This window comes from Pseudomonas sp. FIP_A4 (genome assembly GCF_036701605.1).
GTDB classification, from domain to species: Bacteria; Pseudomonadota; Gammaproteobacteria; order Pseudomonadales; family Pseudomonadaceae; genus Stutzerimonas; species Stutzerimonas phenolilytica.
In genome coordinates this window covers 217,197-243,724 of record NZ_JAYDXP010000127.1, presented here as the reverse complement: position 1 = coordinate 243,724, position 26,528 = coordinate 217,197, and the positions used below count along the sequence as shown (strand labels likewise).

The following is a 26,528-nucleotide window of genomic DNA, read 5'->3' as shown; positions in this document are numbered from 1 at the left end:
CGCTCACCATAAGCGCGGCGGCGATGTGCGGCAAGCCGCGCGCAGGCGCTCAGGTCGCCGCGTCCGGCGACGTCTGTCCGAGCTTGTGTGGGTTGAGCACTGCATAGATGCGGCGGATCTGCTGGCCATCGCTGACCAGCGTCATCGCCGCGTGGAGGTGCTCGCCGTGCAGCACCAGCACGCCGGGCTCGCCATTGATCCAGGCGACGCGTGCCTGCCATTGACCCGCCGCGCGACGAGCGATGCCGCGGGCCAGGCGCGTCGAAGCCCGCACGCCGTGCAGCGTCTTCGAGGCGGCCGAGACCAGACCACCACCGTCGGCCATCCAGCTCACGTCTTCGGCGAGCAGCTCGGCGAAGGCCGTGCTGTCCGATTCCAGCAGCGTGGCGGCGAAGCGCTCCACCAGCCGTCGATGCGCCTCGCCATCGACTGCGAAGCGCGGCCGCTCCTCGCGCACCCGGCGCCGTGCGCGGCTGATGATCTGCCGGCAGGCGGCCGCGTTCTTGCCGAGGGTCGCGGCGATCTGTTCGTAGGAATGTTCGAGCACCTCGCGCAGCAGCAGGGCTGCACGTTCCTCGGCGCCGAGGCGTTCGAGCAGCACCATGAAGGCCATCGAGATGTCCGCGCCGAGGTCGGCCAGCCGCTCGCCTTCGTGGCCGCCGAGGCCGAGCAGCGGTTCCGGCAGCCAGGGGCCGAGGTACTCCTCGCGGCGTGCGCGTCGCTGGCGCAGCTGGTCGATGCCCAGCCGCGTCACCACGGTGACCAGCCAGGCCTCGGCGTCGCGAATCGTCGCCGCATCCGCGCCGCTCCACTTGAGCCAGGCGTCCTGCAGCAGATCCTCGGCGTCGGCGCGGCTGCCCAGCAGCCGGTAGGCCAGGCCGAACAGCTTCGGTCGCAGCGTCTGAAAAAAATCGGTCCGGTCCTGCACGTCAGCTCCTCACGATGACCCGTCCAGTATGGACGGATCGGTCGTGCTCGCTGTGACAGCCGATCTTTTCGGCGCGGCGCTGTCACAACCTTGCGCGCGGCTGCGTCCTGGCTGGGTCATTACCGACAAACCGACTGGAGATCGCCATGACCGTTCGCCTCGACTACTTCAAGCACGCTGACGCACTGCCGCTGCAGGCGCTGACCGCGATCAGCGGCTACCTGCACGAATCCGACCTGGACCCGCAGCTGCTGGCACTGATCGAGTTGCGCGCCTCGCAGCTCAACAGCTGCGCCTACTGCATCGACATGCACAGCAAAGACCTGCTGGCGCTGGAGACGCCGCTGCCGCGCATCCTGCTGCTGTCGGCCTGGCGTGAAGCCAGCGTATACAGCCCGGCCGAACGCGCGGCGCTGGCCTGGACCGAGGCGGTGACCCGATTGCCCGACGGCGAAACCCTGGACCGCTGCTACGGTGAGCTGACCGCGCATTTTTCGCCGCGGGCGATCACTCGGCTGACCTTTGCCATCATCGCCATCAACAGCTGGAACCGCCTGAACGTCGTCTTCGGCCAAGAGCCGGGCCAGTACCGATCGGGCGACCTCAAGGGCGCGATGAACCGCGCACTGGAGCGTTTTGCCGATCTGCGTCCCACCACCAAAAGGAATATTGCATGAGCGAACAAACCGAGCGCAGCGGGCTGCGACTGATCAACCCGCCGGGTCTGTACGACCCGTCGCCCAACGGTTACTCGCACGTCGCGCTGTTGCCGGCCGGCGCGCGGCTGGCATTCATCGCCGGGCAGGGCGGCGAGACGGCCGACGGCAGCCTGTCGGCCGATTTCCGCCAGCAGGTGCGCCAGGCGCTGCGCAACCTGTGTGTCGCCATCGAGGCGGCGGGCGGCTCGCCAGCGCAGATCGCCAAGCTCGGCGTTCTGATCGTCGAGCACAGCGAGGCTCGGCTGCACGTGTTCGGCGAGGAGCTGGCGCGCGCACTGGGGCCGGGGCCGAAACCGGCCTGCACGCTGATCCCGGTGCCGCGCCTGGCGCTCGACGGCATGCTGTTCGAGATCGAAGCCGTGCTGGTGCTGACCGCCGAATAGGCGTGCCGCCGGTCGGCGCGTCACGGGACTGTCAAGCACGGTGGGTAGACCGGAACAAACCCACCCGCAAGGAGACCCCCGTCATGACCGCACCGGACCACAACCGCCGCCTGCTGCTGCAGGGCATCGGCGCCGGCCTCGCCCTGCCGGCCCTGGGCATCGCGCCCGCCATCATCGCCGCGCCGCGCGCGCGGCCACAGATGCTCGACGGTGTGCAGTCCGGCGAGGTCGAGGGCAACCGTGCGCTGGTCTGGAGCCGCTGCGACCGCCCCGGCCGGCTGATCGTCGAGTGGGATACGCGCAGTCGCTTCGGCAATCCGCGGCGCATGGTTTCGCCGGTCACCGACGCCAGCCTGGACTTCACCGCCCGCGTGGACCTGCGCGGGCTGCCGGCGGATCAGTCGATCTTCTACCGCGCGCGTTTCGAGGATGCCCGTAGCGGCCTGCTCAGCGAGCCCTGGTTCGGCCACCTGCGCAGCGCGCCGAAGCGTCCGCGCGACATTCGCTTCGTCTGGGGCGGCGACACCTGCGGGCAGGGCTATGGCATCAACCCCGACTTCGGCGGCATGCGCATCTACGAAACCATGCGCCAGCGTCGGCCGGACTTCTTCCTGCACAGCGGCGATGTGATCTACGCCGATGGACCGATTCCCGCCGAAGTGACCGCCGAGGACGGCAGCACCTGGCGCAACCTGGTCACCGAAGAGAAGAGCAAGGTCGCCGAGACGCTCGACGAGTTCCGCGGCAACTACCGCTACAACCTGCTGGACGAGAACCTGCGCGCCTTCAATGCCGAGGTGCCGCAGATCTGGCAGTGGGACGACCATGAAGTGACCAACAACTGGTCGCCGAGCAAGGTGCTGGATGACCGTTATCAGCAGGTGCGCGATATCGATACGCTGGTGCGGCGCGCGCGGCAGGCCTATCTGGAATACGCGCCGATGCGCATCGCGCGTGGCGACCGGCTCGGGCGCATTTGCCGCAAGGTCAGCTACGGGCCGCTGCTGGAGGTGTTCGTGCTGGACATGCGCAGCTACCGCGGGCCGAACACGCACAACCTGCAGGCCGAGCAGGGCGCGGATACGGCGTTTCTCGGCCGCGAGCAGCTGGACTGGCTCAAGCGCGAACTGCGCGCCTCGCACGCGACCTGGAAGGTCATCGCCGCCGACATGCCCATCGGCCTGCATGTGCCGGATGGCCCGCGCTGGGAGGCGATTGCCAATGGCAACGATGGTCCGGCGCTGGGCCGCGAGCTGGAAATCGCCGAGCTGCTGACCTTCATCCAGCGCGCGCGGGTGCGCAACACCGTGTGGCTGACGGCCGACGTGCACTACTGCGCGGCGCATCACTATCACCCAAATCGCGCCGCGTTCCAGCAGTTCGAGCCGTTCTGGGAGTTCGTCGCCGGCCCGCTGAATGCCGGCAGCTTCGGGCCGAATCCGCTGGATGCCACCTTCGGCCCCGAGGTGGTGTTCCACAAGGCCGCGCCGGTGGCCAACAGCTCGCCGCGCGCGGGCTTCCAGTTCTTCGGCGAGGTGGAGATCGATGCGCAGACAGGTGCGTTCGACGTCAGCCTGCGCGGCCTCGACGGCGCGGTGGTCTACCGCCAGACGCTGGAGCCCTGGCAGCCTGCCTGAGTCAGCCGAGGAGAAAATTGCCGGCGCGCGGTGCGCCTTCCAGCGCCGGCACTTCCGCTTCGTCCTTGAGCTGCACGCCGGAGAGCTGGCGACGGCTGGCTTCGCGCAGCAGATAAAGCAGGCGGTGCGCGGCGAGGTTGTAGCTCAGGCCTTCCGGGCGGATGTTGGAGATGCAGTTGCGCTGCGCGTCGTGACGGCCGACCTGCGGCGCCCAGGTGAAATACAGCCCGAGGCTGTCCGGCGAGCTGAGGCCCGGGCGCTCGCCGAGCAGGATCACCACCATGCGCGCCTTCAGCCGCTGGCCGATTTCGTCGGCAATCGCGACGCGGCCTTGCTCGACCAGGCCGATCGGCCCGAGGGACCACCCTTCGGTGCGGGCCTGTTCGGCGATTTTCAGGGCCATCGGCACGGCATGGCGCTGCACGGCAAGGGCGGAGAGGCCGTCGGCAATCACCAGCGTGAGGTCGCAGCCTTCCTTCGCGTGCGCATCGAGGATGGCGGCGCTGGCTTCGTCGAGTCGGCGGCCGAGGTCCGGGCGCTGCAGATAGGTTTGCCGATCGGTGGCGGCGCTGTGCAGCTGCAGATGGGCGAGGCCGTGCTTGTCCAGTTCGGCGGCCAGCGCTTCGCAGTCCAGCGGCAGGTGCACGGCATCGCGGGCCTGCGCATGGGCGAACTGGAAGTCCAGCTGCGCGCCGGTGGGCAGGCTGACGCCAGCCCGGCCAAGGGCGATGCGTGCCGGGGTCAGCTGACGCAGGTGCTGCCAGGGGTTGTCGATGGTGGGCGAGCGGTCGGGCATGGCTACCTCGGAGCGTGGCGGTCAGGCGCGTGAACAGACGCGTGAACAGACGCGTGGAAAAGACCTGCGGTCGTTTTCCACTCTACGGGGCCGGGCGAGGGCTTCGGCGTAGGGTGGAAAGCCGCGCAGCGTTTTCCACCTGGGGCTGGCCGAGACAGCAAGAGCGGCTTCATGCCTGCTGCTCCAGCGCCCGGCGGAAGGCTTCGGGCAGCTCGCGGCCGAGCTGCAGGCGATTGCCGTCCTGTCGGAGGATCTGCATCTTCGCCAGCCATTCCTCGAACTCCGGCGCGGGCCTGAGGCCGAGCACTTGGCGCACGTAGAGGGCGTCATGGAACGAGGTGGTCTGGTAGTTGAGCATCACGTCATCCGAGCCGGGAATGCCCATGATGAAGTTGATGCCCGCCGTGCCCAGCAGGGTGAGCAGCATGTCCATGTCGTCCTGGTCGGCTTCGGCGTGGTTGGTGTAGCAGATGTCGCAACCCATGGGCACGCCGAGCAGCTTGCCGCAGAAGTGGTCCTCCAGCCCGGCGCGGATGATCTGCTTGCCGTTGTAGAGGTATTCCGGGCCGATGAAGCCGACCACGGTGTTCACCAGCAGCGGCTTGTAGCGGCGCGCGACGGCGTAGGCGCGGGCTTCGCAGGTCTGCTGATCGACACCGTGATGGGCGTTGGCCGAGAGCGCGCTGCCCTGGCCGGTCTCGAAATACATGAGGTTGTCGCCGAGGGTGCCGCGCTTCTGCGACAGGCCGGCCTCGTAGCCTTCTTGCAGCGTTGCCAGGTTGATGCCGAAGCTGGCGTTGGCCGCCTCGGTGCCGGCGATGGACTGGAACACCAGGTCCAGCGGTGCGCCGCGGTTGATCGCCTCGATGGAGGTGGTGACGTGGGTGAGGATGCAGCCCTGGGTCGGGATCTTGTAGCGGCTGATCACCGCGTCGAGCATTTTCAGCAGCTCGCAGATGCCGGCGGTGCTGTCGGTGGCCGGGTTGATGCCGATCACCGCGTCGCCGTTGCCGTAGAGCAGGCCGTCGAGGATGCTCGCGGCGATGCCGGCGCCGTCGTCGGTGGGATGGTTCGGCTGCAGCCGGGTGGACATGCGGCCGGCCAGGCCGACGGTGTTGCGAAAGCGGGTGACGACGCGAACCTTCTGCGCCACCAGGATCAGGTCCTGCACGCGCATGATCTTCGACACCGCGGCGACCATCTCCGGCGTCAGCCCCGGTGCGAGGGCTGTCAGCGACGACTCGTCCGCCTCCTCGCCGAGCAGCCAGTTGCGGAAATCGCCCACGGTCAGGTGGCTGACCGGGGCGAAGGCGACGGCGTCGTGGCTGTCGATGATCAGCCGGGTGACTTCATCGCTCTCGTAGGGGATCAGGGCTTCTTCGAGAAAGCGCTTGAGCGGCACGGCGGCCAGGCACATCTGCGCCGCCACGCGCTCGGCGTCGCTGCCCGCCGCGACCCCGGCGAGCAGGTCGCCGGAGCGCGCCGGACTGGCCTTGGCCATCACCTCGCGCAGATCGTCGAAGCGCCAGGTAGTGCCGCCCACGCCGTGCGAGTACGCCATGTCAGCCTCCTTCTTCAGTGCAACGACGCTTCGGCTTTCTCGATCGCCGCGAATTCCTCTTCCGGCGTACCGGCCACCAGGTGATGCCGGCTGTAGAGCGCGAAGTAGGCGATGAAGACGCCGTAGATGATCACAGCGCCGATGACCACCCGCGGGTCGACCAGGAAGCCCGCCACCACCGCGACGCACGCCAGAATCAGCGCCACGCCCGAGGTAAAGATGCCGCCGGGCGTGCGGTATGGGCGATGCAGGTCCGGCCGGCGCAGGCGCAGGGTGATGTGCGAGGCCATCATCAGCACGTAGGAGATGGTCGCGCCGAACACCGCGACGAGAATCAGCAGATCGCCCTGACCGGTCAGCGACAGGGCGAAACCGATGATGCCCGGGATCACCAGTGCCAGCACCGGCACCTTCTTGCTGTTGGTCAGCGACAGGTTGCGCGGCAGGTAGCCGGCCCGCGACAGCGCGAAGATCTGCCGCGAGTAGGCGAAGATGATCGAGAAGAAGCTGGCGATCAGCCCGGCCAGACCGACCAGGTTGACGAAGCCGCTCATCCAGGTCGACGCGCCGTAGGCACTGGTCAGCGCCTCCACCAGCGGGTTGCCGGATTCCACCAGGGTGCTGGAGCCAGCGCCGCCAGGGCCGACCAAGAGGATCAGCGCGGCGAACGCGGCGAGGATCAGCATGGCGCCGATCAGTCCGCGTGGCATGTCGCGCTGCGGGTTTTTGGTTTCCTCGGCGGCCAGCGGTACGCCCTCGACAGCGAGGAAGAACCAGATCGCGTAGGGAATCGCCGCCCAGATGCCGACGTAACCATAGGGCAGGAAGGCGCTGGCGCCGGCTGCGGTGGTCGGCGCGATGTCCAGCAGCTTGTCGACGGAGAAGTGCGGCACCATCGCCAGGATGAACACCGCTAGCGCCAGCGCGGCGATGGCAGTGATGATGAACATCAGCTTCAGCGCCTCGCCGACGCCGAAGATGTGGATGCCGATGAAGATGATGTAGAAGGCCAGGTACACCATCCAGCCGCCGATGCCGAACAGCGATTCGCAGTAGGCACCTATGAACACGGCGATGGCCGCCGGCGCGATGGCGTATTCGATGAGGATCGCCGTGCCGGTGAGAAAGCCGCCCAGCGGGCCGAACGCGGTACGCGCGAAGCCGTAGCCGCCGCCGGCGGTGGGCACCATCGAGGACAACTCGGCCAGCGAGAAGCACATGCACAGGTACATGGTCGCCATCAGCAGCGTGGCGACGAACAGTCCGCCCCAGCCGCCCTGGGCGAGGCCGAAGTTCCAGCCGGCGTAGTCGCCGGAAATCACGTAGGCGACGCCGAGACCGACCAGCAGCACCCAGCCGGCGGCGCCTTTCTTCAGTTCGCGTTCCTGGAAATAGCTGCTGCCGACGGTTTCGAAATCGACGGTGTGTTGCGGGGGCGTTGAACTGCTGTGTTCGAGAGCCATGATTGTTCCTCGCAGGTGGTTGGCAACTCTCCCTAGCAAGCGTCATGCCCCGCGCCGCAAACCTGACGGTTGCGGTGTTTTGTCAGCCAAGTCTGGCAGAAACGCACCTTTATCGAGCTTCACGGCACCACGGCGGCGCTCGCAGGCGTCTTGTTCGAATCGGCGGCGGGCACGTTGCCCGCCGCCTTCAGCCCATCAGAAGAAGCCCAGCGGATTGATGTCGTAGCTCACCAGCAGGTTCTTGGTCTGCTGGTAGTGGTCGAGAATCATCTTGTGCGTCTCGCGGCCGACGCCGGACTTCTTGTAGCCGCCAAACGCCGCATGCGCGGGGTAGAGGTGGTAGCAGTTGGTCCACACCCGGCCCGCCTTGATGCCGCGGCCCATGCGGTAGGCGCGGTTGATGTCGCGTGTCCAGACGCCGGCGCCGAGGCCGAACTCGGTGTCGTTGGCCATCGCCAGCGCCTCGGCTTCATCCTTGAAGGTGGTGACGCCAATTACCGGGCCGAAGATTTCCTCCTGGAACACGCGCATCTTGTTGTTGCCCTTGAGCAGCGTCGGCTGGATGTAATAGCCGGTCGCCAGCGAGCCTTCCAGGTGTTCCACGTCGCCACCAGTGAGTACCTCGGCGCCTTCCTCGCGGGCGATCTTGAGGTACGACATGATCTTGTCGAACTGCTGCTGGCTGGCCTGCGCGCCGACCATGGTCTCGGTGTCCAGCGGGTCGCCGCGCTTGATCTGCGCGACCTTCTTCATCACTGCTTCCATGAACGGCGCGTAGATCGATTCCTGCACCAGCGCGCGTGACGGGCAGGTGCAGACTTCGCCCTGGTTGAAAAAGCCCAGCACCAGCCCTTCGGCGGCCTTCTCGATGAAGGTCGGCTCGGCCTGCATGATGTCCTCGAAGTAGATGTTCGGGCTCTTGCCGCCCAGCTCCACGGTGCTCGGGATGATGCTCTCGGCGGCGCGCTTCATGATGTGCGAGCCGACCGGCGTGGAGCCGGTGAAGGCGATCTTGGCGATGCGCTTGCTCGAGGCCAGCGCCTCGCCGGCCTCGCGGCCGAAGCCCTGCACGATGTTGAGCACGCCCGGCGGCAGCAGGTCGCCGATGCATTCGAGCAGCACGGTGATGCCCAGCGGCGTCTGCTCGGCGGGCTTCAAGACCACGCAGTTGCCGGCGGCCAGCGCCGGGGCGAGTTTCCAGGCGGCCATCAGGATCGGGAAGTTCCACGGAATGATCTGCCCGACCACGCCCAACGGTTCATGGAAGTGGTAGGCCGCGGTGTGCTCGTCGATCTCCGCCGCGGTGCCTTCCTGGGCGCGGATGCAGCCAGCGAAGTAGCGGAAATGGTCGGCCGCCAGCGGGATGTCGGCATTCAGCGTCTCGCGCACCGCTTTGCCGTTGTCCCAGGTTTCGGTGATGGCGAGCTTTTCCAGATTGGCTTCGATGCGGTCGGCGATCTTCAGCAGGATCAGTGCGCGCGCCTGCACGCTGGTCTTGCCCCAGGCGTCGGCGGCGGCATGCGCGGCGTCCAGCGCCCTTTCGATATCGGCGGCGTCGGAGCGCGGGAACTCGGCGATCGGCTGGCCATTGACCGGCGACAGGTTGGTGAAGTACTGACCGCCGACCGGCTCGACGAACTGACCGTTGATGTAGTTGCCGTAGCGGGGTTTGAATGTGACCAGGGCACCCTCGGTGCCGGGATGGGCGTAACGCATGGTGAGTCTCCGGTTCTTGCAAGGGTCGTGAAAACGGCGGTCGTTTCAGCGTAGATCAGCTTCAGGCAGTCTGCGACCGAGCCGACATTCGGGTGCGGCGCCGCCGTCGAGCGGCCGATGCGACGCGGCGCTGTGCTAATCTGCCGCGCAGTTTCCGGCCCCTGCCGGCCGCCCCCGACGGGCGTCGCGCAGGCATTGCAGAGGTCTTCAATGCACATCCATATTCTCGGCATCTGCGGCACCTTCATGGGTTCGCTTGCGGTGCTGGCCAAGGAGCTTGGCCATCGCGTCACCGGCTCCGATGCCAACGTCTATCCGCCGATGAGCACGCAGCTCGAAGCCCAGGGCATCGAGCTGATGCAGGGTTACGAACCGGCGCATCTGCAACCCGCGCCCGATCTGGTGGTGGTGGGTAACGCGCTGTCGCGCGGCAACCCGGCGGTCGAGTACGTGCTGAACAAGGGCATGCCCTATGTCTCCGGCCCGCAGTGGCTGGCCGATCACGTGCTGCAGGGCCGTTGGGTGCTGGCCGCCGCCGGCACCCATGGCAAGACCACCACCAGCAGCATGCTGGCCTGGGTGCTGGAGCATGCCGGCATGAGTCCGGGCTTCCTCATCGGTGGGGTGCCGCAGAACTTCGGCATCTCGGCGCGGCTGGGCGACACGCCGTTCTTCGTGGTCGAGGCCGACGAGTACGACAGCGCCTTCTTCGACAAGCGCAGCAAGTTCGTTCATTACCGCCCGCGCACCGCGATCCTGAACAATCTGGAATTCGACCACGCAGATATCTTCCCGGATCTCGCCGCCATCGAGCGGCAGTTCCATCACCTGGTGCGTACCGTGCCGGGCGAGGGGCTGATCATCCATCCCGAGTCGGAAACGGCGCTCAAGCGCGTGATCGGCATGGGCTGCTGGACGCCGGTGCAGACCACCGGCGAGGGCGGCCAGTGGCAGGCCCGGCTGCTCCGCGAGGACGGTTCGCGCTTCGAGGTGAGCTTCGACGGCGCCGTGCAGGGCGTGGTGGGCTGGCAGCTGACCGGCCGGCACAACGTCAACAATGCGCTGGCCACGCTGGCGGCGGCGCGGCATGTCGGCGTGGTGCCGGAGCTGGCGATTGCCGGGCTTTCCACCTTCAAGAGCGTCAAGCGGCGCATGGAGAAGGTCGTCGAAGTCAACGGCGTGACCATCTACGACGACTTTGCCCATCACCCGACCGCCATCGCCACCACCCTCGACGGCCTGCGCAAGCAGGTCGGCACGACGCCGATCATCGCCATCATCGAGCCACGTTCGAACTCGATGAAGCTTGGCGCGCACCGCGAAGGGCTGGCCGAGTCGGTGGCGCTGGCCGACCAGGCGATCTGGTATGCACCGCCGAACCTCGGCTGGGACCTGGCCGCGACGGTGGCCGATTCGCCGGTGCCGACCACGGTCTGCGACTCGCTGGAGGCGATCATCGCCAAGGTCAAGGCCGACGCCACGCCGGGTACGCAGGTGGTGGTCATGAGCAACGGCGGGTTTGGCGGGCTGCACGGCAAGTTGGCCGCGGCGTTGAGCTGATTGCTCAAGGTGGAAAACGCTTCGCGGTTTTCCACCCTACGATGACCGTGGGTAGGGTGGAAATCGCCGCAGGCATTTCCACGCGGATCGCACGAGGAGCAGATTGAATGAACGGACCGGAACGCATCACCCTGGCCATGACCGGCGCCTCCGGCGCGCAGTACGGCCTGCGCCTGCTCGACTGCCTGGTGCAGGAAGACCGTGAGGTGCACTTCCTGATCTCCAAGGCCGCGCAGCTGGTGATGGCCACCGAAACCGATGTGGTGCTGCCGGCCAAGCCGCAGGCGATGCAGGCGTTCCTTTCGGAATACACCGGCGCCGCGGCCGGGCAGATTCGCGTGTTCGCCAAGGAAGACTGGATGGCCCCACCGGCTTCCGGCTCGGGCGCGCCGACCGCCATGGTGGTCGTGCCCTGTTCCACCGGCACGCTGTCGGCAATCGCCACCGGCGCCTGCAACAACCTGATCGAGCGCGCCGCCGACGTCACCCTCAAGGAGCGCCGTCAGCTGATTCTGGTGCCGCGCGAGGCACCGTATTCGAGCATCCATCTGGAGAACATGCTCAAGCTGTCGAACCTGGGCGCGGTGATCCTGCCGGCCTCGCCGGGCTTCTATCATCAGCCGCAGACGATCGACGATCTGGTGGATTTCGTCGTCGCGCGCATCCTCAATCTGCTCAACATCCCGCAGGACATGCTGCCGCGCTGGGGCGAGCACCACATCGTCAGTGATGACTGAGATGCTCGGTCGGGCGCTGCTGTCCTTGCTCACCCTGACGCTGCTCGGCGGCTGCGCGACCGTGCGCACGCTGGATGCCGCCAAGCCCGGCGCGCCGATCATCTATTCCGGCACCCGCCTGGATTGGTACAGCCTTCACGGCGGCTGTTGCCCGCTGGAGCGCTTCGGCGCCGAGGCGCCACGGCATGCGGCGCTCGACCTGCCGGCCAGCGCGGTGCTGGACACGCTGCTGCTGCCATTTGCGGTGGCGGCCGAGCTGGGTGTCGGCCTGGGCGTGCGTGGCGGTCTCTGAGGCGTAACTGATCCAGGTCCAGGCCGGTTGATGGCGCGACAGGCATAATCCGGCCGAAGCCCTTGGCGCAAGGAGAGCAGGAGTGAAAGAGCAGGCCCAGTTCCACATGAGCTACTGGTTGATCGCCATCCTGGCTTTCATCGGTATCCAGTACCTGCTGTCGGCGCAGCAGGAGATCGCCACCATCCCCTACAGCGAATTCGAGCAGCATCTCAAGGACGGCCGCGTGGAGTCGCTGGCGATTACCGAGCGGCGCATCGAGGGCACGCTCAAGGAGCCGCTGCCGGGCGGCCAGCGCCGCTTCATCGCCAATCGCGTCGAGCCGCAGCTGGCCGAGCACCTGCAGCAGTTTCCGGTGCGCTACACCGGCAAGGTGGAAAGCACGCTGATGCGCGACCTGCTGTCGTGGATCGTCCCGGCGGCGCTGTTCTTCGGTATCTGGCTGTTCCTGCTGCGGCGCATTGGCAGCGGCATCGGCGGTGGCGGCATGATGCAGATCGGCAAGAGCAAGGCGCGGGTCTACGTCGAGACCGACATGAAGGTGAGTTTCGCCGATGTCGCCGGCGTCGACGAGGCCAAGGACGAACTGAAGGAGATCATCGATTTCCTGCGCGATCCGCAGAGCTACGGGCGCCTGGGCGGCCGCATGCCCAAGGGGGTGCTGCTGGTCGGCCCGCCCGGCACCGGCAAGACGCTGCTGGCGCGCGCGGTGGCCGGCGAGGCGCGGGTGCCGTTCTTCTCCATTTCCGGTTCGGAGTTCGTCGAGCTGTTCGTCGGCGTCGGTGCCGCGCGCGTGCGCGACCTGTTCGAGCAGGCGCGCGCCCAGGCGCCGGCGATCATCTTCATCGACGAGCTGGATGCCCTCGGCCGCGCCCGCGGTGCCGGGCCGCTGTCCGGCGGGCACGACGAGAAGGAACAGACGCTCAACCAGCTGCTGGTGGAGATGGACGGCTTCGACACGTCCAGCGGCCTGGTGCTGCTGGCGGCCACCAACCGCCCGGAAATCCTCGACCCGGCGCTGCTGCGTGCCGGGCGTTTCGACCGTCAGGTGCTGGTGGACCGGCCGGACAAGGTCGGGCGGGTGCAGATTCTCCACGTGCACCTGAAGAAGTCGAAGCTGGGCGCCGATGTCGATCCGCAGGCCATCGCCGCGCTGACGCCGGGCTTCACTGGCGCCGATCTGGCCAACCTGGTCAACGAAGCGACGCTGCTGGCCACCCGGCGCAATGCCGAGGCGGTAGGCATGGAGGATTTCAACGCCGCCATCGAGCGCATCGTCGCCGGCCTGGAGAAGCGCAACCGCCTGCTCAACCCGCGCGAGCGCGAGATCGTCGCCTACCACGAGATGGGCCACGCGCTGGTGGCCATGGCGTTACCGGGCGTCGATCCGGTGCATAAGGTGTCGATCATCCCGCGCGGCATGGGCGCGCTGGGCTACACCATCCAGCGACCCACCGAGGATCGCTTCCTGATGACCCGCGAGGAGCTGGAAAACAAGATGGCGGTGCTGCTCGGCGGGCGCGCCGCCGAGTGGCTGGTATTCGGTCATCTGTCCACTGGCGCGGCGGACGATCTGGCGCGCGTCGCCGACATCGCCCGCGCGATGGTCACGCGCTACGGCATGTCCAGGCGCCTCGGCCATCTTGCACTGGAGCGCGAGCCCAATTCGTTTCTCGGTAGCGAGGCGCTGCTCGGCTTGAAACCGCAGCACGATTACGCGGAAAGCACCGCGACGGCGATCGATGAGGAGGTGCAGGAGCTGGTGCAGTCCGCCTTCCAGCGCAGCCTGACGTTGCTCGAGGCGCGGCGCGAACTGCTCGAACGCTGCGCCCGCCAGCTGCTGCAGCAGGAAACGCTGGATGCCGAGGCACTGCGCGCGCTGAGCGCAGCGCAGCCGGCGCCGCACGTCTAGCGGTGGTCGGGCGCTAGCGCTCAGCCGCCTGACGCTGAGCATGTTGCGCCAGCGCCCACTCGACATGCTCGCGCACCAGCTCGGAAGGATCGTCACGCCGCGCCGCGAGTGCTTCCAGAACCGGAATGCTCGACGGTGCGTTGCCCAGGCCTACGGCCAGGTTGCGCAGCCAGCGCTCGTAGCCGGCGCGGCGCAACGGCGAGCCTTCGGTACGGCTGAGAAATTCCTCTTCGCTCCAGCGAAACAGCGCCGCCAGGTCGGCGTTGTCCAGGCTGTGGCGCGGTTGGAAATCATGCTGCTCGGTCGGCCGCGCGAAGCGGTTCCACGGACACACGATCTGGCAGTCGTCGCAGCCGAACACACGGTTGCCGATCTTGTTGCGCAGCTCGACCGGGATCGGCCCTTTCAGCTCGATGGTCAGGTAGGAGATGCAGCGCCGCGCATCCAGCAGCCGCTCGCCGACGAAGGCCTCGGTCGGGCAGACATCGAGGCAGGCGTGGCAGCTGCCGCAGTGGTCGCGCGTCACCGGCTCGTCGACCGGCAGGGCGATGTCGACGAACAGCTCGCCGAGGAAGAACCAGCTGCCGGCCTTGCGGTTCAGCAGCAGGGTGTTCTTGCCGATCCAGCCGAGCCCGGCCTGTTGCCCGGCGGCCTTTTCCAGCACCGGTGCGCTGTCGACGAACGCGCGAAAGCCCAGCGGGCCGACCACCTGCTGGATGCGCTCGGCCAGTTGCTGGATGCGTTTGCGGATCAGCTTGTGGTAGTCGCGGCCCAGTGCGTAGCGCGAGACATAGGCCTTCTCCGGATTGGCCAGCTGCTGGGTCATGCGCGTGTCGCCGGGCAGGTAATCCATGCGCAGCGAGATCACCCGTAGCGTGCCCGGCACCAGCTCGTCCGGTCGCGAGCGCTTGCTGCCGTGCGCGGCCATGTAATCCATCTCGCCCTGATAACCGGCCGCCAGCCAGGCATCCAGGTGCGCTTCATGCTCGCCGAGATCGACGCCGGTGATGCCGACCTGCTGGAAGCCGAGCTCGCGGCCCCACTCCTTGATGGACTGGGCGAGGGCGGCGGCGTCGAGGGCGGGGCTGGGCATCGGAGAGTACGGCGGCGTGGCGGGCGGGTGCGTATAATTCTGCCAGACATTCCGCCGCGATGATCCCAGCACCGATGACCGATTCCCTGCCCGTCGCCCTGTACACCGCCGCCCAGGTGCGCGAACTCGATGCGCGCCTGATCGCTGCCGGCACTCCCGGTTTCGAGCTGATGCAGCGTGCCGCCCATGCCGCCTGGCGCGCCCTGCGTCGGCGCTGGCCGGATGCCGGGGCGGTCACCGTCCTGGCCGGGCGTGGCAACAATGCCGGCGACGGCTATCTCGTCGCAGCCTTGGCGCATCGCGCCGGCTGGCAAGTCCGGGTGCTGGCGGTGGGGGATCCGCAAGCGCTGCAGGGCGATGCCGCGAAGGCGCTGGCCGAAGCGCAGGCGTGCGGCGCGAGCATCGAGGCCTGGCATGCCGCGGCGGCATTGCAGGGCGTGTTGGTGGATGCGCTGCTCGGAACGGGTATTTCCGGTGCTGTGCGTGAGTCCTATGCCGGAGCGATCACGACGATCAACGCCAGCGGCCTGCCGGTGCTGGCCATTGATCTGCCCAGCGGACTGTGCGCCGATACCGGACAGGTGCTCGGGCAGGCGGTGCGTGCCGATCTGAGTGTCACCTTCATCGGCCTCAAGCTCGGCTTGTTCACCGCCGACGGCCCTGATCGCGTCGGCACGCTGGTGTTCGATGATCTGCAGGCCGATCCGGGAATCGTCGCGCAGGTGGCGAGCGAGGCCGTGCGCCTCGATCACGGCTCGCTGGCGCGGATCGCGCCCCGTTCGCCGACCGCGCACAAGGGCAGCTTCGGGCAGGTGCTGGTGATCGGTGGCGATCTGGGCACTGGCGGCGCGGCATTGCTCAGCGCCGAGGCGGCATTGCGTGGCGGCGCCGGCATGGTGAGCCTGGCGACCCGGCCGGAGCATGTCACCGCTTCGCTGGTGCGTCGTCCGGAGATCATGTGCAGCGGCGTGGAGTCGACCTACAGCCTGACGACGCTCGTCGAGCGCGCCGATGTGTTGGTGGTCGGCCCCGGGCTTGGTCAGGCCCCTTGGGGACGCAGCCTGCTGTCGCTGGCGGCGCAGAGCGGACTGCCGCAGGTATGGGACGCCGATGCGCTGAACCTGCTGGCGGCCGGCGGCGTCCAATTGCCGACTGGGTGCGTGATCACGCCGCATCCGGGCGAGGCGGCGCGGTTGCTGCGATGCACGGTCGCCGAGGTGCAGGCCGATCGTTCTGCGGCAGCTCGCGAGCTGGCCCGGCGCTATGCCTGCGTGGCGCTGCTCAAGGGTGCCGGCACGCTGATCGCCGCACCGGATGGGCGGCTGGCGCTGTGCGACCGCGGTCATCCGGCGATGGCCAGTGCCGGCCTCGGCGACGTGCTGGCCGGGCTGATCGGCGCGCTGCTGGCGCAGGAACTGGCGCCCTTCGACGCGGCCTGCCTGGGCGCCTGGCTGCATGCTGCGGCCGGCGAGCGCCTCGGTGAGCAGGGCCGGGGGCTCGCCGCCGCCGATCTGATTCCCGTGATCCGTCAGTTGCTCGAGGAGCAGTCGCCATGCCTGAAGTGACGCTGTACGCCGAAGACGAGTCGGCCATGCTCGCCTTGGGCGCGCGGATCGCGCAGGCGACCGGTGGGCGCGGAGTGATATATCTGCATGGCGATCTCGGCGCCGGCAAGACCACGCTGTCGCGCGGGCTGATCCGCGGCTTCGGCCACGAGGGCAAGGTCAAGAGTCCGACCTTCACCCTGGTCGAACCTTACGAGATTGGCGACGTGCGGGTGTTCCACTTCGATCTGTACCGCCTGGTCGATCCCGAGGAGCTGGAGTTTCTCGGTATTCGCGACTATTTCGAAGGGAGCGCGCTGTGCCTGGTCGAGTGGCCGGAACGCGGTGCCGGCGTTTTGCCAAAGGCCGACCTTGACATTACCATTACGCCGCATGGGGCCGGCCGTACGCTGCGCCTGTCGCCGCGGGGCGAACGCGGTGACGCCTGGTGCGTCGTCCTGAGCGCCGGAAATCAATGAAACGCATGAGGTTGGGTATGCGCATACGCGCGCTGGTTAGCGGTTTGGCGGTCCTGCTGGCTGCCGTGCAGGTTTTTGCCGCCACCGACGTGCAAAGCGTGCGTCTGTGGCGGGCACCGGACAATACGCGGCTGGTGTTCGACCTGTCGGGCCCGGTGAAGCACAACGTCTTCACGCTCGAGGCGCCACACCGCATCGTCATCGATGTCACCGGCGCTACGCTCAAAGCACAGCTCGACCAACTGGCACTGCAGAACACGCCGGTCGCCGCCTTGCGCGCCGGGCAGCACGACGCGAACACGCTGCGCGTGGTGATCGACCTCAAGGCGCCCGTCGCGCCGAAGAGCTTCAGCTTGGCGCCGAATCAGCAGTACGGGCATCGCCTGGTAGTCGACCTGTTCGACCAGGGCGCCGCCGCGCCCGTCGCCCAGGTGCCGGTCAACAGCGCACCAGCGAAACCGGTGCCTCCGGTGTCGCCGACGCTGCCCGCGGTCAAGCTGCCGGTGTCGCCGGGCGGCAAGCGTGACGTGGTCATTGCCATTGATGCCGGTCACGGCGGCGAGGACCCGGGTGCCATCGGTCCGGGCAAGATCTACGAGAAGACCGTGGTGCTGCAGATTGCCAAGGAGCTGCAACGGCAGATCAATGCCGAGAAGGGCTTCCGTGCCGAGCTGGTACGCACCGGCGACTACTTCATTCCGCTGCGTAAGCGCACCGAAATCGCCCGCCAGAAGGGGGCTGACCTGTTCGTGTCGGTGCATGCCGACGCCGCGCCGCGCTCGTCGGCATACGGCGCTTCGGTCTTCGCCCTCTCCGACCGCGGCGCCACCTCCGAGACGGCACGCTGGCTGGCCGACAGCGAGAACCGTTCCGACCTGATCGGCGGTGCCGGCAACGTGAGTCTCGACGACAAGGATCAGATGCTTGCCGGCGTGCTGCTGGATCTGTCGATGACCGCCTCGCTGTCCTCCAGCCTCAACGTCGGGCAGAAGGTGCTGAGCAACATGGGACGCATCACGCCGCTGCACAAGCGCCGCGTCGAACAGGCCGGTTTCATGGTGCTGAAATCGCCGGACATTCCCTCGATCCTGGTCGAGACCGGCTTCATTTCCAACCCGTCCGAGGCGCGCAAGCTGCAGACAGCCAGCCATCAGCAGTCGCTGGCGCGCTCGATCCACAGCGGCGTGCGGCAGTTCTTCCACGAAAATCCGCCGCCGGGCACCTATGTCGCCTGGCTGCGCGATGCCGGCAAGCTCGCCATCGGGCCGCGCGAGCATCTGGTGCGTTCCGGCGAGAGCCTGGCGCTGCTCGCCGAGCGCTATCAGGTCAGTCTGACCTCGCTGCGTAGCGCCAATCAGCTGCGCAACGACACCATCAAGGTCGGCCAGACTCTCAGCATCCCGGCCACCACGCTGGCCTCCCAACCATGAGCGAGTTGCGCCGCATCCAGCTGCTGAGTCCGCGGCTGGCGAACCAGATTGCCGCCGGGGAAGTGGTCGAGCGGCCAGCCTCGGTGATCAAGGAGTTGCTGGAGAACAGCCTGGATTCCGGCGCAACGCGCATCGAGGTGGATATCGAGCAGGGCGGGGTCAAGCTGCTGCGCGTGCGCGACGACGGCTGCGGTATTCCGGCGGACGATCTGCCGTTGGCTCTGGCGCGCCATGCGACCAGCAAGATCCGTGACCTAGAAGACCTCGAGCGGGTGATGAGCCTGGGTTTTCGTGGCGAGGCGCTGGCGTCGATCAGCTCCGTCTCGCGCCTGACGCTGACCTCGCGCACGGTCGAAGCCGCTGAGGCCTGGCAGGTGGAAACCGAAGGCCGCGAGATGGAGGCGCGGGTGCAGCCGGCGGCGCATCCGGTCGGCACCTCGGTGGAAGTGCGCGACCTGTTCTTCAATACGCCGGCGCGGCGCAAGTTCCTGCGTACCGAGAAGACCGAGTTCGACCATCTGCAGGAAGTGATCAAGCGTCTGGCGCTGGCGCGTTTCGACGTCGCCTTTCACTTGCGGCACAACGGCAAGGGCGTGCTGGCGCTGCATCAGGCGAGCGACGATGCGGCGCGGGCGCGGCGAGTGGCGGCCGTCTGCGGACCGGCGTTTCTCGAGCAGGCGCTGCCGATCGAAGTCGAGCGCAATGGGCTGCGTCTGTGGGGCTGGGTCGGCCTACCGACCTTCTCGCGCAGCCAGGCCGACCTGCAGTACTTCTACGTCAACGGGCGCATGGTGCGTGACAAGCTGGTTGCCCACGCGGTGCGCCAGGCCTATCGCGATGTGCTGTTCAACGGTCGGCATCCGACGTTCGTGCTGTTCCTCGACGTCGATCCGGCGGTGGTGGACGTCAATGTGCACCCGACCAAGCACGAGGTGCGCTTTCGCGACAGTCGCATGGTGCATGACTTCCTCTATGGCACGCTGCACCGCGCGCTGGGCGACGTGCGTCCCGAAGACCAGTTGGCGGCGCCGGCGAGCGTGACATCGGTGAGCCCGCTCAGCGGTGTGGCTGCGGGCGAGTTCGCAGGGCAGAACGAAATGAGCCTGTCGACCAGCGTGCCTGAGCGCGCGGCGGGCGAAGCGCCAGCGTGGCGCGGTGCCGGGGTTGGCTATCAGATGCAGCGTCCAGCCTCCGGCGGCCACGTCGCCGAGGCGCAGGGCGCTTATCGGGAATTCTTCGCCCCGTTACCGGAAGCCGGCCCCGCGCCATTGCCTGCCAGTCAGGACGATGTGCCGCCGCTGGGCTATGCGCTGGCGCAGCTCAAGGGCATCTACATCCTTGCGGAGAATGCCCAGGGCATGGTGCTGGTGGACATGCATGCCGCCCATGAACGCATCACCTACGAGCGCCTGAAAACCGCGATGGCCAGCGAAGGCCTGCGTGGTCAGCCGCTGCTGGTGCCCGAATCCATCGCCGTGAGTCAGCGCGAGGCTGATTGCGCCGAGGAACACGCGCAGTGGTTCCAGAAACTCGGCTTCGAGTTGCAGCGCCTGGGCCCCGAAACCTTGGCGATTCGCCAGACGCCTGCGCTGCTCAAGCAGGCCGAGGCGACTCGGCTGGTGACCGATGTGCTGGCCGATCTGCTCGAATACGGCACCAGCGATCGCATTCAGGCCCATCTGAACGAGCTGCTGGCGACGATGGCCTGCCACGGTGCGGTGCGTGCCAATCGTCGCCTGACGCTGCCGGAGATGAACGCACTGCTGCGTGACATGGAGCAGACTGAGCGCAGTGGCCAGTGCAATCACGGCCGCCCGACCTGGACGCAGCTGGGCATGGATGAGCTGGACCGGCTGTTCCTGCGCGGGCGCTAGCCCTGGCTACACGCGGCGACGGCGAACCGATCGCGCAGCTTGCAGCTTCTGGCTGGCAGCTTGAAACTATGCCGCCCCTCGCCGCGAGCCCACCGATGTCCCGCCTGCCTCCCGCCATCTTTCTGATGGGCCCCACCGCCTCCGGCAAGACCGATCTTGCACTGGAGCTGGCGCGCGTGCTGCCCTGCGAGCTGATCAGTGTCGACTCGGCGCTGGTCTATCGCGGCATGGACATCGGTACCGCCAAGCCTTCCCGTGAGGTGCTGGCCGCTTATCCGCATCGCCTGGTGGATATTCTTGACCCCGCGCAGAGCTATTCGGCGGCGGAATTCAGCGCCGACGCGTTGGCGGCGATGGCGGAAATCACGGCGGCGGGCCGCATTCCGCTGCTGGTCGGCGGCACCATGCTGTATTTCAAGGCGCTGCGCGATGGCCTTGCGGACATGCCGTCGGCCGATGCGCAGGTGCGTGCCGAATTGGAGGCGCTGGCCGCGCAGGAGGGATTACCGGCGCTGCATCGCATGCTTGCCGAAATCGATCCGCAGTCGGCGGCGCGCATCCATCCCAACGATCCGCAACGGCTGGTGCGTGCGCTGGAGGTCTATCGCGTCAGCGGATTGACCATGAGCGAACATCGCGCCCGACAATGGTCGCAAAAAGCTGCCGCGGGCGCGCCTGGCTCGGGCGTCTTGCCTTATACTGTCGCGCACTTGTCCATCGCTCCGGCACAGCGGTCGGTTCTGCATCAGCGCATCGAGCAACGCTTTCTTCACATGGTTGAACAGGGCTTTATCGAAGAGGTCGAAGCCCTGCGTTGTCGTGGCGACTTGCACTCCGGAATGCCGTCGATCCGGGCGGTGGGCTATCGGCAGGTGTGGGACTACCTGGCTGGAAACCTGTCCAGGGAAGAGATGATTCAGCGCGGCATCATTGCAACCCGGCAGCTGGCCAAACGACAGTTCACCTGGCTGCGTGGCTGGGGGGAAGTTGACTGGTTGGACAGTCTGTCCCGCGACAATCTGCCGCGAGCATTGAAATACCTGCAATCGCTCTCCATATTGAGCTGACACTGCAAATTGACCGTCTATTCTCAGACAAGTGGATCGTCGGTTTACCCAGAAATTATTGAATAAAGATCCTCTAAGGAGTGCGGCACATGTCAAAAGGGCATTCGCTACAAGACCCTTACCTCAACACACTGCGTAAGGAACGCGTTCCGGTTTCCATCTATCTGGTCAACGGCATCAAGTTGCAGGGCCAGATCGAATCCTTCGACCAGTTCGTCATTCTTCTCAAGAACACTGTTAGTCAGATGGTCTACAAGCATGCGATCTCGACGGTCGTGCCGGGTCGTCCGGTTCGCCTGCCGACCGCAGGTGACGCCGAGCAATCCGAGTCGGGCAACGACTAAGGTAGGCGTCTTTGTTCTTCGAACGTCCCGGTGGCGGGGAGCGGGCCATTCTGGTTCATCTGGAAGGCCAGGACCCCGCGGCGCGCGAGGACCCTCAGGAGTTTCAGGAACTGGCCCGCTCGGCTGGTGCCGAGCAGGTCGGGTTCGTCACGGTGAGCCGACATCAGCCGTCGGCGAAGTTTCTGATCGGCACCGGCAAGGTCGAAGAGCTGCGCGATCTCGTCCATGAGGGCGAGGTTGAACTGGTGATCTTCAATCACACGCTGACTCCCAGTCAGGAGCGCAACCTCGAGCGCGTCCTGGAGTGCCGGGTGCTCGATCGCACCGGTCTGATTCTCGATATCTTCGCTCAGCGTGCGCGTACCCACGAAGGCAAGCTGCAGGTCGAACTGGCGCAGCTTGAGCATATGAGCACGCGCCTGGTGCGCGGCTGGACTCACCTTGAACGGCAGAAAGGCGGTATCGGTCTGCGCGGTCCTGGCGAGACCCAGCTCGAAACCGACCGGCGTCTGCTGCGGGTGCGCATTCGCCAGATCAAGCAGCGCCTGGAAAAGGTCCGCGGGCAGCGCGAGCAGGCGCGTCGCGGGCGCAAGCGTGCCGACATCCCTTCAGTCTCGCTGGTCGGTTACACCAACGCCGGCAAGTCCACGTTGTTCAACACGCTCACGGAAGCCGACGTCTACGCGGCCAACCAATTGTTCGCCACGCTGGATCCGACGTTGCGGCGCCTGGAGCTGCCGGATATCGGACCGGTGGTCCTGGCGGATACGGTGGGTTTCATTCGTCACCTGCCGCACAAGCTGGTCGAGTCGTTTCGCGCGACGCTGGAGGAATCCAGCAATGCCGATCTGCTGCTGCACGTGATCGACGCCCATGAGCCCGAGCGCGATCAGCAGATCGAACAGGTCCTGGCCGTGCTGGCGGAGATCGGTGCGGACGAGCTGCCTGTCCTGGAGGTCTACAACAAGGTCGATCTCATGGAGGGCATCGAACCGCAGATTCAGCGCGATGCCGATGGCAAGCCAGAGCGCGTCTGGGTATCGGCGCGTGATGGGCTAGGGCTGGACCTGCTGCGCCAGGCAATCGCCGAACTGCTCGGCAACGATCTGTTTGTCGGCACGCTCCGACTACCGCAGCGCCTCGGCCGCATGCGTGCTCAGCTGTTCGAGCTTGGCGCTGTGCAGCGCGAGAGCCACGACGAGGAGGGCGGTAGTCTCCTTGAGGTGCGCCTGCCGCGGGTGGAGCTGCATCGGCTGCTCAGTCGCGAAGGGCAGCAGCCGGCTGAGTTTCTGGAGCAACACACTTTGCAATAAAGCCCGGGCGGCGATCTGGCCGCTTGTTACAGGCTTTCGGTAGCATTGGTGGGTGCGCCACGGGGCGCGTCTTTAGCTTTATCTGAATGGAGAGCGCTATGGCTTGGAATGAGCCGGGTGGCAACTCGAACAACCAGGATCCCTGGGGCGGCGGTGGCGGTGGTCGTCGCGGCGGCGATCAAAAGGGACCGCCCGATCTCGACGAGGCCTTCCGCAAGCTGCAGGACAGCCTCAACGGCATGTTCGGTGGCAAGAAGCGCGGTAGTAGTGGTGGCAGCAGCGGTGGCAGTCGCCGCGGCGGCTTCGGTCTTGTCTGGATTTCGCTCGTGGTCCTGCTGGCGGTGTGGCTGTTCAATGCCATCTATATCGTCGACGAGCAGGAGCAGGCGGTGGTACTGCGCTTCGGCAAATATCATGAAACTGTCGGGCCGGGTCTGAATCTCTACTTCCCGCCGATCGACCGTAAATTCCAGGAAAACGTCACGCGCGAGCGCTCCTACAGCAAGCAGGGGCAGATGCTCACCGAGGATGAGAACATCATCGAGGTGCCGTTGACCGTTCAGTACAAGATCAGTGACCTGCAGTCGTTCGTCCTCAACGTCGATCAGCCGGAGATAAGCCTGCAGCACGCCACCGACAGCGCGGTGCGCCATGTGGTCGGTTCGACGGCGATGGATCAGGTGCTGACCGAGGGCCGCGAGGCCATGGCTGGCGAAGTGAAGGAGCGTCTGCAGCGTTTCCTCGATAACTACGGCACTGGTATCACCGTGACGCAGGTGAACCTGCAGAGTGCGGCTGCGCCGCGAGAAGTTCAGGAAGCCTTCGATGACGTGATCCGCGCCCGCGAAGACGAGCAGCGCGAGAAGAACCAAGCCGAATCCTATGCCAACGGCGTGATTCCCGAAGCGCGCGGCCAGGCCCAGCGCATGCTGGAGGAGGCCAGTGGTTATCGTGATGCGGTGATTTCTCGTGCCGAGGGTGAGGCCGATCGCTTCACCAAACTGCTGACTGAGTACAGCAAGGCGCCGGAGGTCACGCGCGAGCGCCTGTATCTGGAAACCATGCAGGAAGTCATGAGCAACACCAGCAAGGTCATGGTGACTGGCGAGAGTGGCCAGAACAATCTGCTTTATCTACCGCTGGACAAGATGATCAACGGCCGTGGCGCCGCTAGCAGCAACGCCGCGTCGGCCGGAACGGGATCAGGCGCGGCCAGCCAGACCACGCGGCTGCCGCCGGAGCTGGATCCGCGTGAAGTTCGTACGAGGGAGAGTCGCTGATGAGCAATAAATCCCTTACGGCACTGATCGTGGGTGTAGTGCTGGCGCTGGTGCTGTGGAACAGCTTCTATATCGTCTCGCAGACCGAGCGTGCAGTGCTGCTGCGTTTCGGTCGTATTGTCGAGCCCGACGTGAAGCCCGGTCTGCACATGAAGATCCCGTACGTGAACAGTGTGCGCAAGTTTGACGCGCGCCTGATGACGCTGGATTCGACGACTTCACGCTTCCTGACCCTGGAGAAGAAAGCGCTGATGGTCGACGCCTACGCAAAGTGGCGGGTCGCCGATGCCGAGCTGTTCTATACCGCAACGTCCGGCATGAAGCAGATCGCCGATGAGCGGCTGGCTCGTCGATTGGAAGCGGCATTACGCGACCAATTCGGCAAGCGCACCTTGCATGAGGCGGTATCCGGCCAGCGCGACGAGCTGATGGGGCAGGTGACCAACAGCCTCAATCGCGCCGTGCAGAAGGAGCTGGGCATCGAAGTGGTGGACGTGCGGGTCAAGGGTATCGATCTGCCGCGCGAGGTGAATCGCAGCGTGTTCGAGCGCATGAGCTCCGAGCGAGAGCGCGAGGCGCGCGAGCACCGCGCGAAGGGCAAGGAGCTGGCCGAAGGTATTCGCGCCGACGCCGATCGCCAGCGCCGCGTCTTGCTTGCCGAAGCGTTCCGCGAGGCGGAAGAGCTGCGCGGTGATGGCGATGCGCGTGCAGCGTCGATCTACGCGGCTGCTTATGGTCAGGACAAGGAGTTCTATTCCTTCTACCGCAGTCTGCAAGCGTACCGCGAAAGCTTCTCCAGCAAGGAAGACGTGCTGGTGCTGGATCCCAAGAGCGATTTCTTCCGCTATCTGGAGCAGTCCCGCTAAGCGCTTCGCAAGGTTCGACCGGCGGCCAATGTTGGCCGCCGGGTGACCCACCGGGAAAACATTGCTATGATCCGCCAGCCGGGAAAACCCCGGCTTTTTTGCGTCTGCGCCCACGGGAGCAGGCGATCTCCGAGCATGGGCAACCATGCCGCTCCCCTTGCGGGGCCTGGCGCTGATGTCAGGGTTTGAACAGAACTGCACGCGACCGATGGCCAGCCTCGACGGCAGCCCGGTTCTCGTCCGCTTGACTAGGCTTGCCGTATCGAGAGGTGATTGGCGAAATGGCAACGGTAGACCGCTGGCTGCTGCCAGATGGCATCGAAGAGGTGCTGCCGCCCGAGGCTGCACGTATCGAGACTGCACGGCGTCGCGTGCTGGACCTGTTCCAGCGCTGGGGTTACGAGCTGGTCATAACGCCTCATGTTGAATTCCTCGAATCGCTACTGACCGGTTCCGGTCAGGATCTCGATCTGCGTACCTTCAAGGTCACCGATCCGCTGTCGGGGAGACAGATGGGCCTGCGCGCCGATATCACACCGCAGGTGGCGCGGGTTGATGCGCATACGCTGCGTCGCGAAGGGCCGAGCCGCCTGTGCTACGCGGGTAGTGTGCTACACGCCAAGCCGCAGGCGTTGGCGACGTCGCGTAGCCCGATCCAGCTCGGGGCCGAGCTGTATGGCGACGGCAGTGCCTCGAGCGACATCGAGGTGATCAGCCTGATGCTGGAAATGCTGGAGCTTGCTGATGTGCCTGATGTGCACATGGATCTCGGGCATGTCGGCATCTACCGCGGCCTTGCTCGCGCGGCTGGGCTGATGGGTGAGGCTGAGCAGCGGCTGTTCGATGCGCTGCAGCGCAAGGCGATGGACGAGATCGAGTGCCTGACCGCTGCCTTGGAGCCGACGATGGCCGGAATGCTGCGCGCGCTCGCACGGCTGTGTGGCGGTCGCGAGGCATTAGATGAGGCGCAGGTCGCGCTGGTGGAGGCGCCAGTCGAGGTTCGTCTGGCGCTGCAGACGTTGATTCGTATTGCCGACCAGCTGGCCGCGCGTTATCCGCAAATGCCGCTTTACTTCGATCTGGGCGAGCTGCGCGGATACCACTACCACACCGGTGTCGTCTTCGCGGTGTTCGTTCCTGGCGTCGGTCAGTCGATCGCCCAGGGTGGGCGTTATGACGACATCGGCGCTGACTTCGGGCGAGCGCGCCCGGCCACCGGCTTCTCGACCGATCTGAAGACGCTGGTGAGTCTCGGTAACGCCGATCTGTCGACTCCGGTCGGCGGCATCTGGGCGCCGTACGGCGACGACCCTGCGCTATGGCAGGCGATCTGCCGCCTGCGTCGTGACGGTGAGCGCGTGGTGCAGGCCCTCGATGGTCAGACGGCTGGCGCTGCCGCGGGGCTTGGCTGTGATCGGCAGCTGCTGGCTCAAGACAATTCCTGGATCGTGGCGCCGCTGGCGTCCTGAGATTTGCCGCGATGCGGCCCAGGCTGGTTTCGATTTCTGCCGGTCAATGCCGGTACGCTTCTCCG

23 protein-coding genes are annotated in these 26,528 nt (G+C 66.4%); 17 read left to right on the top strand and 6 right to left on the bottom strand.

Annotation, left to right across the window (positions count from 1 at the left end; all coding sequences use genetic code 11):
• Positions 1-49: 49 nt before the first annotated feature.
• Positions 50-928 carry an RNA polymerase sigma factor SigJ gene (sigJ, locus tag U8L64_RS16540; RefSeq protein WP_333398306.1) on the bottom strand — a complete coding sequence of 293 codons (879 nt, stop codon included), beginning with the start codon at positions 926-928 and terminating at the stop codon, positions 50-52.
• A 146-nt stretch (positions 929-1,074) separates the two neighbouring features.
• Between sigJ and U8L64_RS16535 the strand changes: the two genes are divergently transcribed.
• The 3 genes from U8L64_RS16535 to U8L64_RS16525 all read left to right on the top strand — a co-directional run bounded on the left by U8L64_RS16535 (position 1,075) and on the right by U8L64_RS16525 (position 3,667).
• Complete coding sequence (locus U8L64_RS16535; protein WP_333398305.1) at positions 1,075-1,605, top strand: carboxymuconolactone decarboxylase family protein; 531 nt, start codon at positions 1,075-1,077, stop codon at positions 1,603-1,605.
• Positions 1,602-2,030, top strand: coding sequence for a RidA family protein (locus U8L64_RS16530; protein WP_054094553.1), 429 nt, complete (start codon positions 1,602-1,604; stop codon positions 2,028-2,030). The genes U8L64_RS16535 and U8L64_RS16530 overlap by 4 nt, the downstream gene beginning before the upstream one ends.
• An 83-nt stretch (positions 2,031-2,113) precedes the next feature.
• Positions 2,114-3,667 (top strand): alkaline phosphatase D family protein, encoded by a 1,554-nt coding sequence (locus tag U8L64_RS16525; protein WP_333398304.1) that lies wholly within the window; start codon positions 2,114-2,116, stop codon positions 3,665-3,667.
• Between the two features lies 1 nt (position 3,668).
• On the opposite strand, the gene eutC is transcribed toward U8L64_RS16525, so the two are convergent.
• The 4 genes from eutC to exaC all read right to left on the bottom strand — a co-directional run bounded on the left by eutC (position 3,669) and on the right by exaC (position 9,203).
• Positions 3,669-4,463, bottom strand: coding sequence for an ethanolamine ammonia-lyase subunit EutC (gene eutC / locus U8L64_RS16520; RefSeq protein ID WP_333398303.1), 795 nt, complete (start codon positions 4,461-4,463; stop codon positions 3,669-3,671).
• Positions 4,464-4,632: 169 nt separating this feature from the next.
• Positions 4,633-6,024, bottom strand: coding sequence for an ethanolamine ammonia-lyase subunit EutB (locus U8L64_RS16515; RefSeq protein ID WP_333398302.1), 1,392 nt, complete (start codon positions 6,022-6,024; stop codon positions 4,633-4,635).
• A 14-nt stretch (positions 6,025-6,038) separates the two neighbouring features.
• The gene (eat, locus tag U8L64_RS16510) at positions 6,039-7,487 is read right to left on the bottom strand and encodes an ethanolamine permease (protein WP_333398301.1); all 1,449 of its coding nucleotides are present in this window, start codon (positions 7,485-7,487) and stop codon (positions 6,039-6,041) included.
• Between the two features lie 195 nt (positions 7,488-7,682).
• Positions 7,683-9,203: an acetaldehyde dehydrogenase ExaC gene (gene exaC, locus U8L64_RS16505; protein ID WP_043297654.1), complete on the bottom strand. Its 1,521-nt coding sequence runs from the start codon at positions 9,201-9,203 to the stop codon at positions 7,683-7,685.
• A gap of 210 nt (positions 9,204-9,413) precedes the next feature.
• Here exaC and mpl point away from each other — a divergent pair, with 210 nt between their 5' ends.
• The 4 genes from mpl (at position 9,414) to ftsH (ending at position 13,704) form a co-directional block, all read left to right on the top strand.
• A complete protein-coding gene (gene mpl, locus U8L64_RS16500) occupies positions 9,414-10,763 on the top strand; it encodes a UDP-N-acetylmuramate:L-alanyl-gamma-D-glutamyl-meso-diaminopimelate ligase (protein ID WP_333398300.1) in 1,350 nt (449 codons plus the stop codon).
• 107 nt (positions 10,764-10,870) lie between these two features.
• Positions 10,871-11,500, top strand: coding sequence for a flavin prenyltransferase UbiX (ubiX, locus tag U8L64_RS16495; RefSeq protein WP_003290511.1), 630 nt, complete (start codon positions 10,871-10,873; stop codon positions 11,498-11,500).
• A gap of 1 nt (position 11,501) precedes the next feature.
• Positions 11,502-11,792, top strand: coding sequence for a YceK/YidQ family lipoprotein (locus tag U8L64_RS16490; RefSeq protein ID WP_333398627.1), 291 nt, complete (start codon positions 11,502-11,504; stop codon positions 11,790-11,792).
• 82 nt (positions 11,793-11,874) lie between these two features.
• The gene (gene ftsH, locus U8L64_RS16485) at positions 11,875-13,704 is read left to right on the top strand and encodes an ATP-dependent zinc metalloprotease FtsH (protein ID WP_054094558.1); all 1,830 of its coding nucleotides are present in this window, start codon (positions 11,875-11,877) and stop codon (positions 13,702-13,704) included.
• Positions 13,705-13,717: 13 nt separating this feature from the next.
• Here the strand turns inward: ftsH and queG are convergent, their stop codons facing one another.
• The gene (gene queG / locus U8L64_RS16480; RefSeq protein ID WP_077682114.1) at positions 13,718-14,797 is read right to left on the bottom strand and encodes a tRNA epoxyqueuosine(34) reductase QueG; all 1,080 of its coding nucleotides are present in this window, start codon (positions 14,795-14,797) and stop codon (positions 13,718-13,720) included.
• A 74-nt stretch (positions 14,798-14,871) separates the two neighbouring features.
• Between queG and U8L64_RS16475 the strand changes: the two genes are divergently transcribed.
• The 10 genes from U8L64_RS16475 (at position 14,872) to U8L64_RS16430 (ending at position 26,463) form a co-directional block, all read left to right on the top strand.
• Positions 14,872-16,362, top strand: coding sequence for an NAD(P)H-hydrate dehydratase (locus tag U8L64_RS16475; RefSeq protein WP_333398299.1), 1,491 nt, complete (start codon positions 14,872-14,874; stop codon positions 16,360-16,362).
• Positions 16,350-16,820: a tRNA (adenosine(37)-N6)-threonylcarbamoyltransferase complex ATPase subunit type 1 TsaE gene (gene tsaE / locus U8L64_RS16470; RefSeq protein ID WP_043297645.1), complete on the top strand. Its 471-nt coding sequence runs from the start codon at positions 16,350-16,352 to the stop codon at positions 16,818-16,820. The genes U8L64_RS16475 and tsaE overlap by 13 nt, the downstream gene beginning before the upstream one ends.
• A gap of 17 nt (positions 16,821-16,837) precedes the next feature.
• Positions 16,838-18,250, top strand: coding sequence for an N-acetylmuramoyl-L-alanine amidase (locus tag U8L64_RS16465; protein ID WP_333398298.1), 1,413 nt, complete (start codon positions 16,838-16,840; stop codon positions 18,248-18,250).
• Complete coding sequence (mutL, locus tag U8L64_RS16460; RefSeq protein ID WP_333398297.1) at positions 18,247-20,124, top strand: DNA mismatch repair endonuclease MutL; 1,878 nt, start codon at positions 18,247-18,249, stop codon at positions 20,122-20,124. Before U8L64_RS16465 ends, mutL begins: the two co-directional genes overlap by 4 nt.
• A 95-nt stretch (positions 20,125-20,219) precedes the next feature.
• Entirely contained in the window at positions 20,220-21,191 is a 972-nt protein-coding gene (miaA, locus tag U8L64_RS16455; RefSeq protein ID WP_155550700.1) for a tRNA (adenosine(37)-N6)-dimethylallyltransferase MiaA, read from the top strand.
• Between the two features lie 89 nt (positions 21,192-21,280).
• Positions 21,281-21,535, top strand: a complete 255-nt coding sequence (gene hfq / locus U8L64_RS16450; protein ID WP_003283098.1) for an RNA chaperone Hfq — start codon at positions 21,281-21,283, stop codon at positions 21,533-21,535.
• Between the two features lie 11 nt (positions 21,536-21,546).
• Positions 21,547-22,848 (top strand): ribosome rescue GTPase HflX, encoded by a 1,302-nt coding sequence (gene hflX, locus U8L64_RS16445; RefSeq protein WP_165593691.1) that lies wholly within the window; start codon positions 21,547-21,549, stop codon positions 22,846-22,848.
• Between the two features lie 98 nt (positions 22,849-22,946).
• Positions 22,947-24,128 carry an FtsH protease activity modulator HflK gene (gene hflK / locus U8L64_RS16440; protein WP_333398296.1) on the top strand — a complete coding sequence of 394 codons (1,182 nt, stop codon included), beginning with the start codon at positions 22,947-22,949 and terminating at the stop codon, positions 24,126-24,128.
• Positions 24,128-24,994: a protease modulator HflC gene (gene hflC, locus U8L64_RS16435; protein ID WP_008569719.1), complete on the top strand. Its 867-nt coding sequence runs from the start codon at positions 24,128-24,130 to the stop codon at positions 24,992-24,994. The genes hflK and hflC overlap by 1 nt, the downstream gene beginning before the upstream one ends.
• Before the next feature lie 281 nt (positions 24,995-25,275).
• Positions 25,276-26,463: an ATP phosphoribosyltransferase regulatory subunit gene (locus U8L64_RS16430; protein WP_043297638.1), complete on the top strand. Its 1,188-nt coding sequence runs from the start codon at positions 25,276-25,278 to the stop codon at positions 26,461-26,463.
• Positions 26,464-26,528 lie beyond the last annotated feature (65 nt).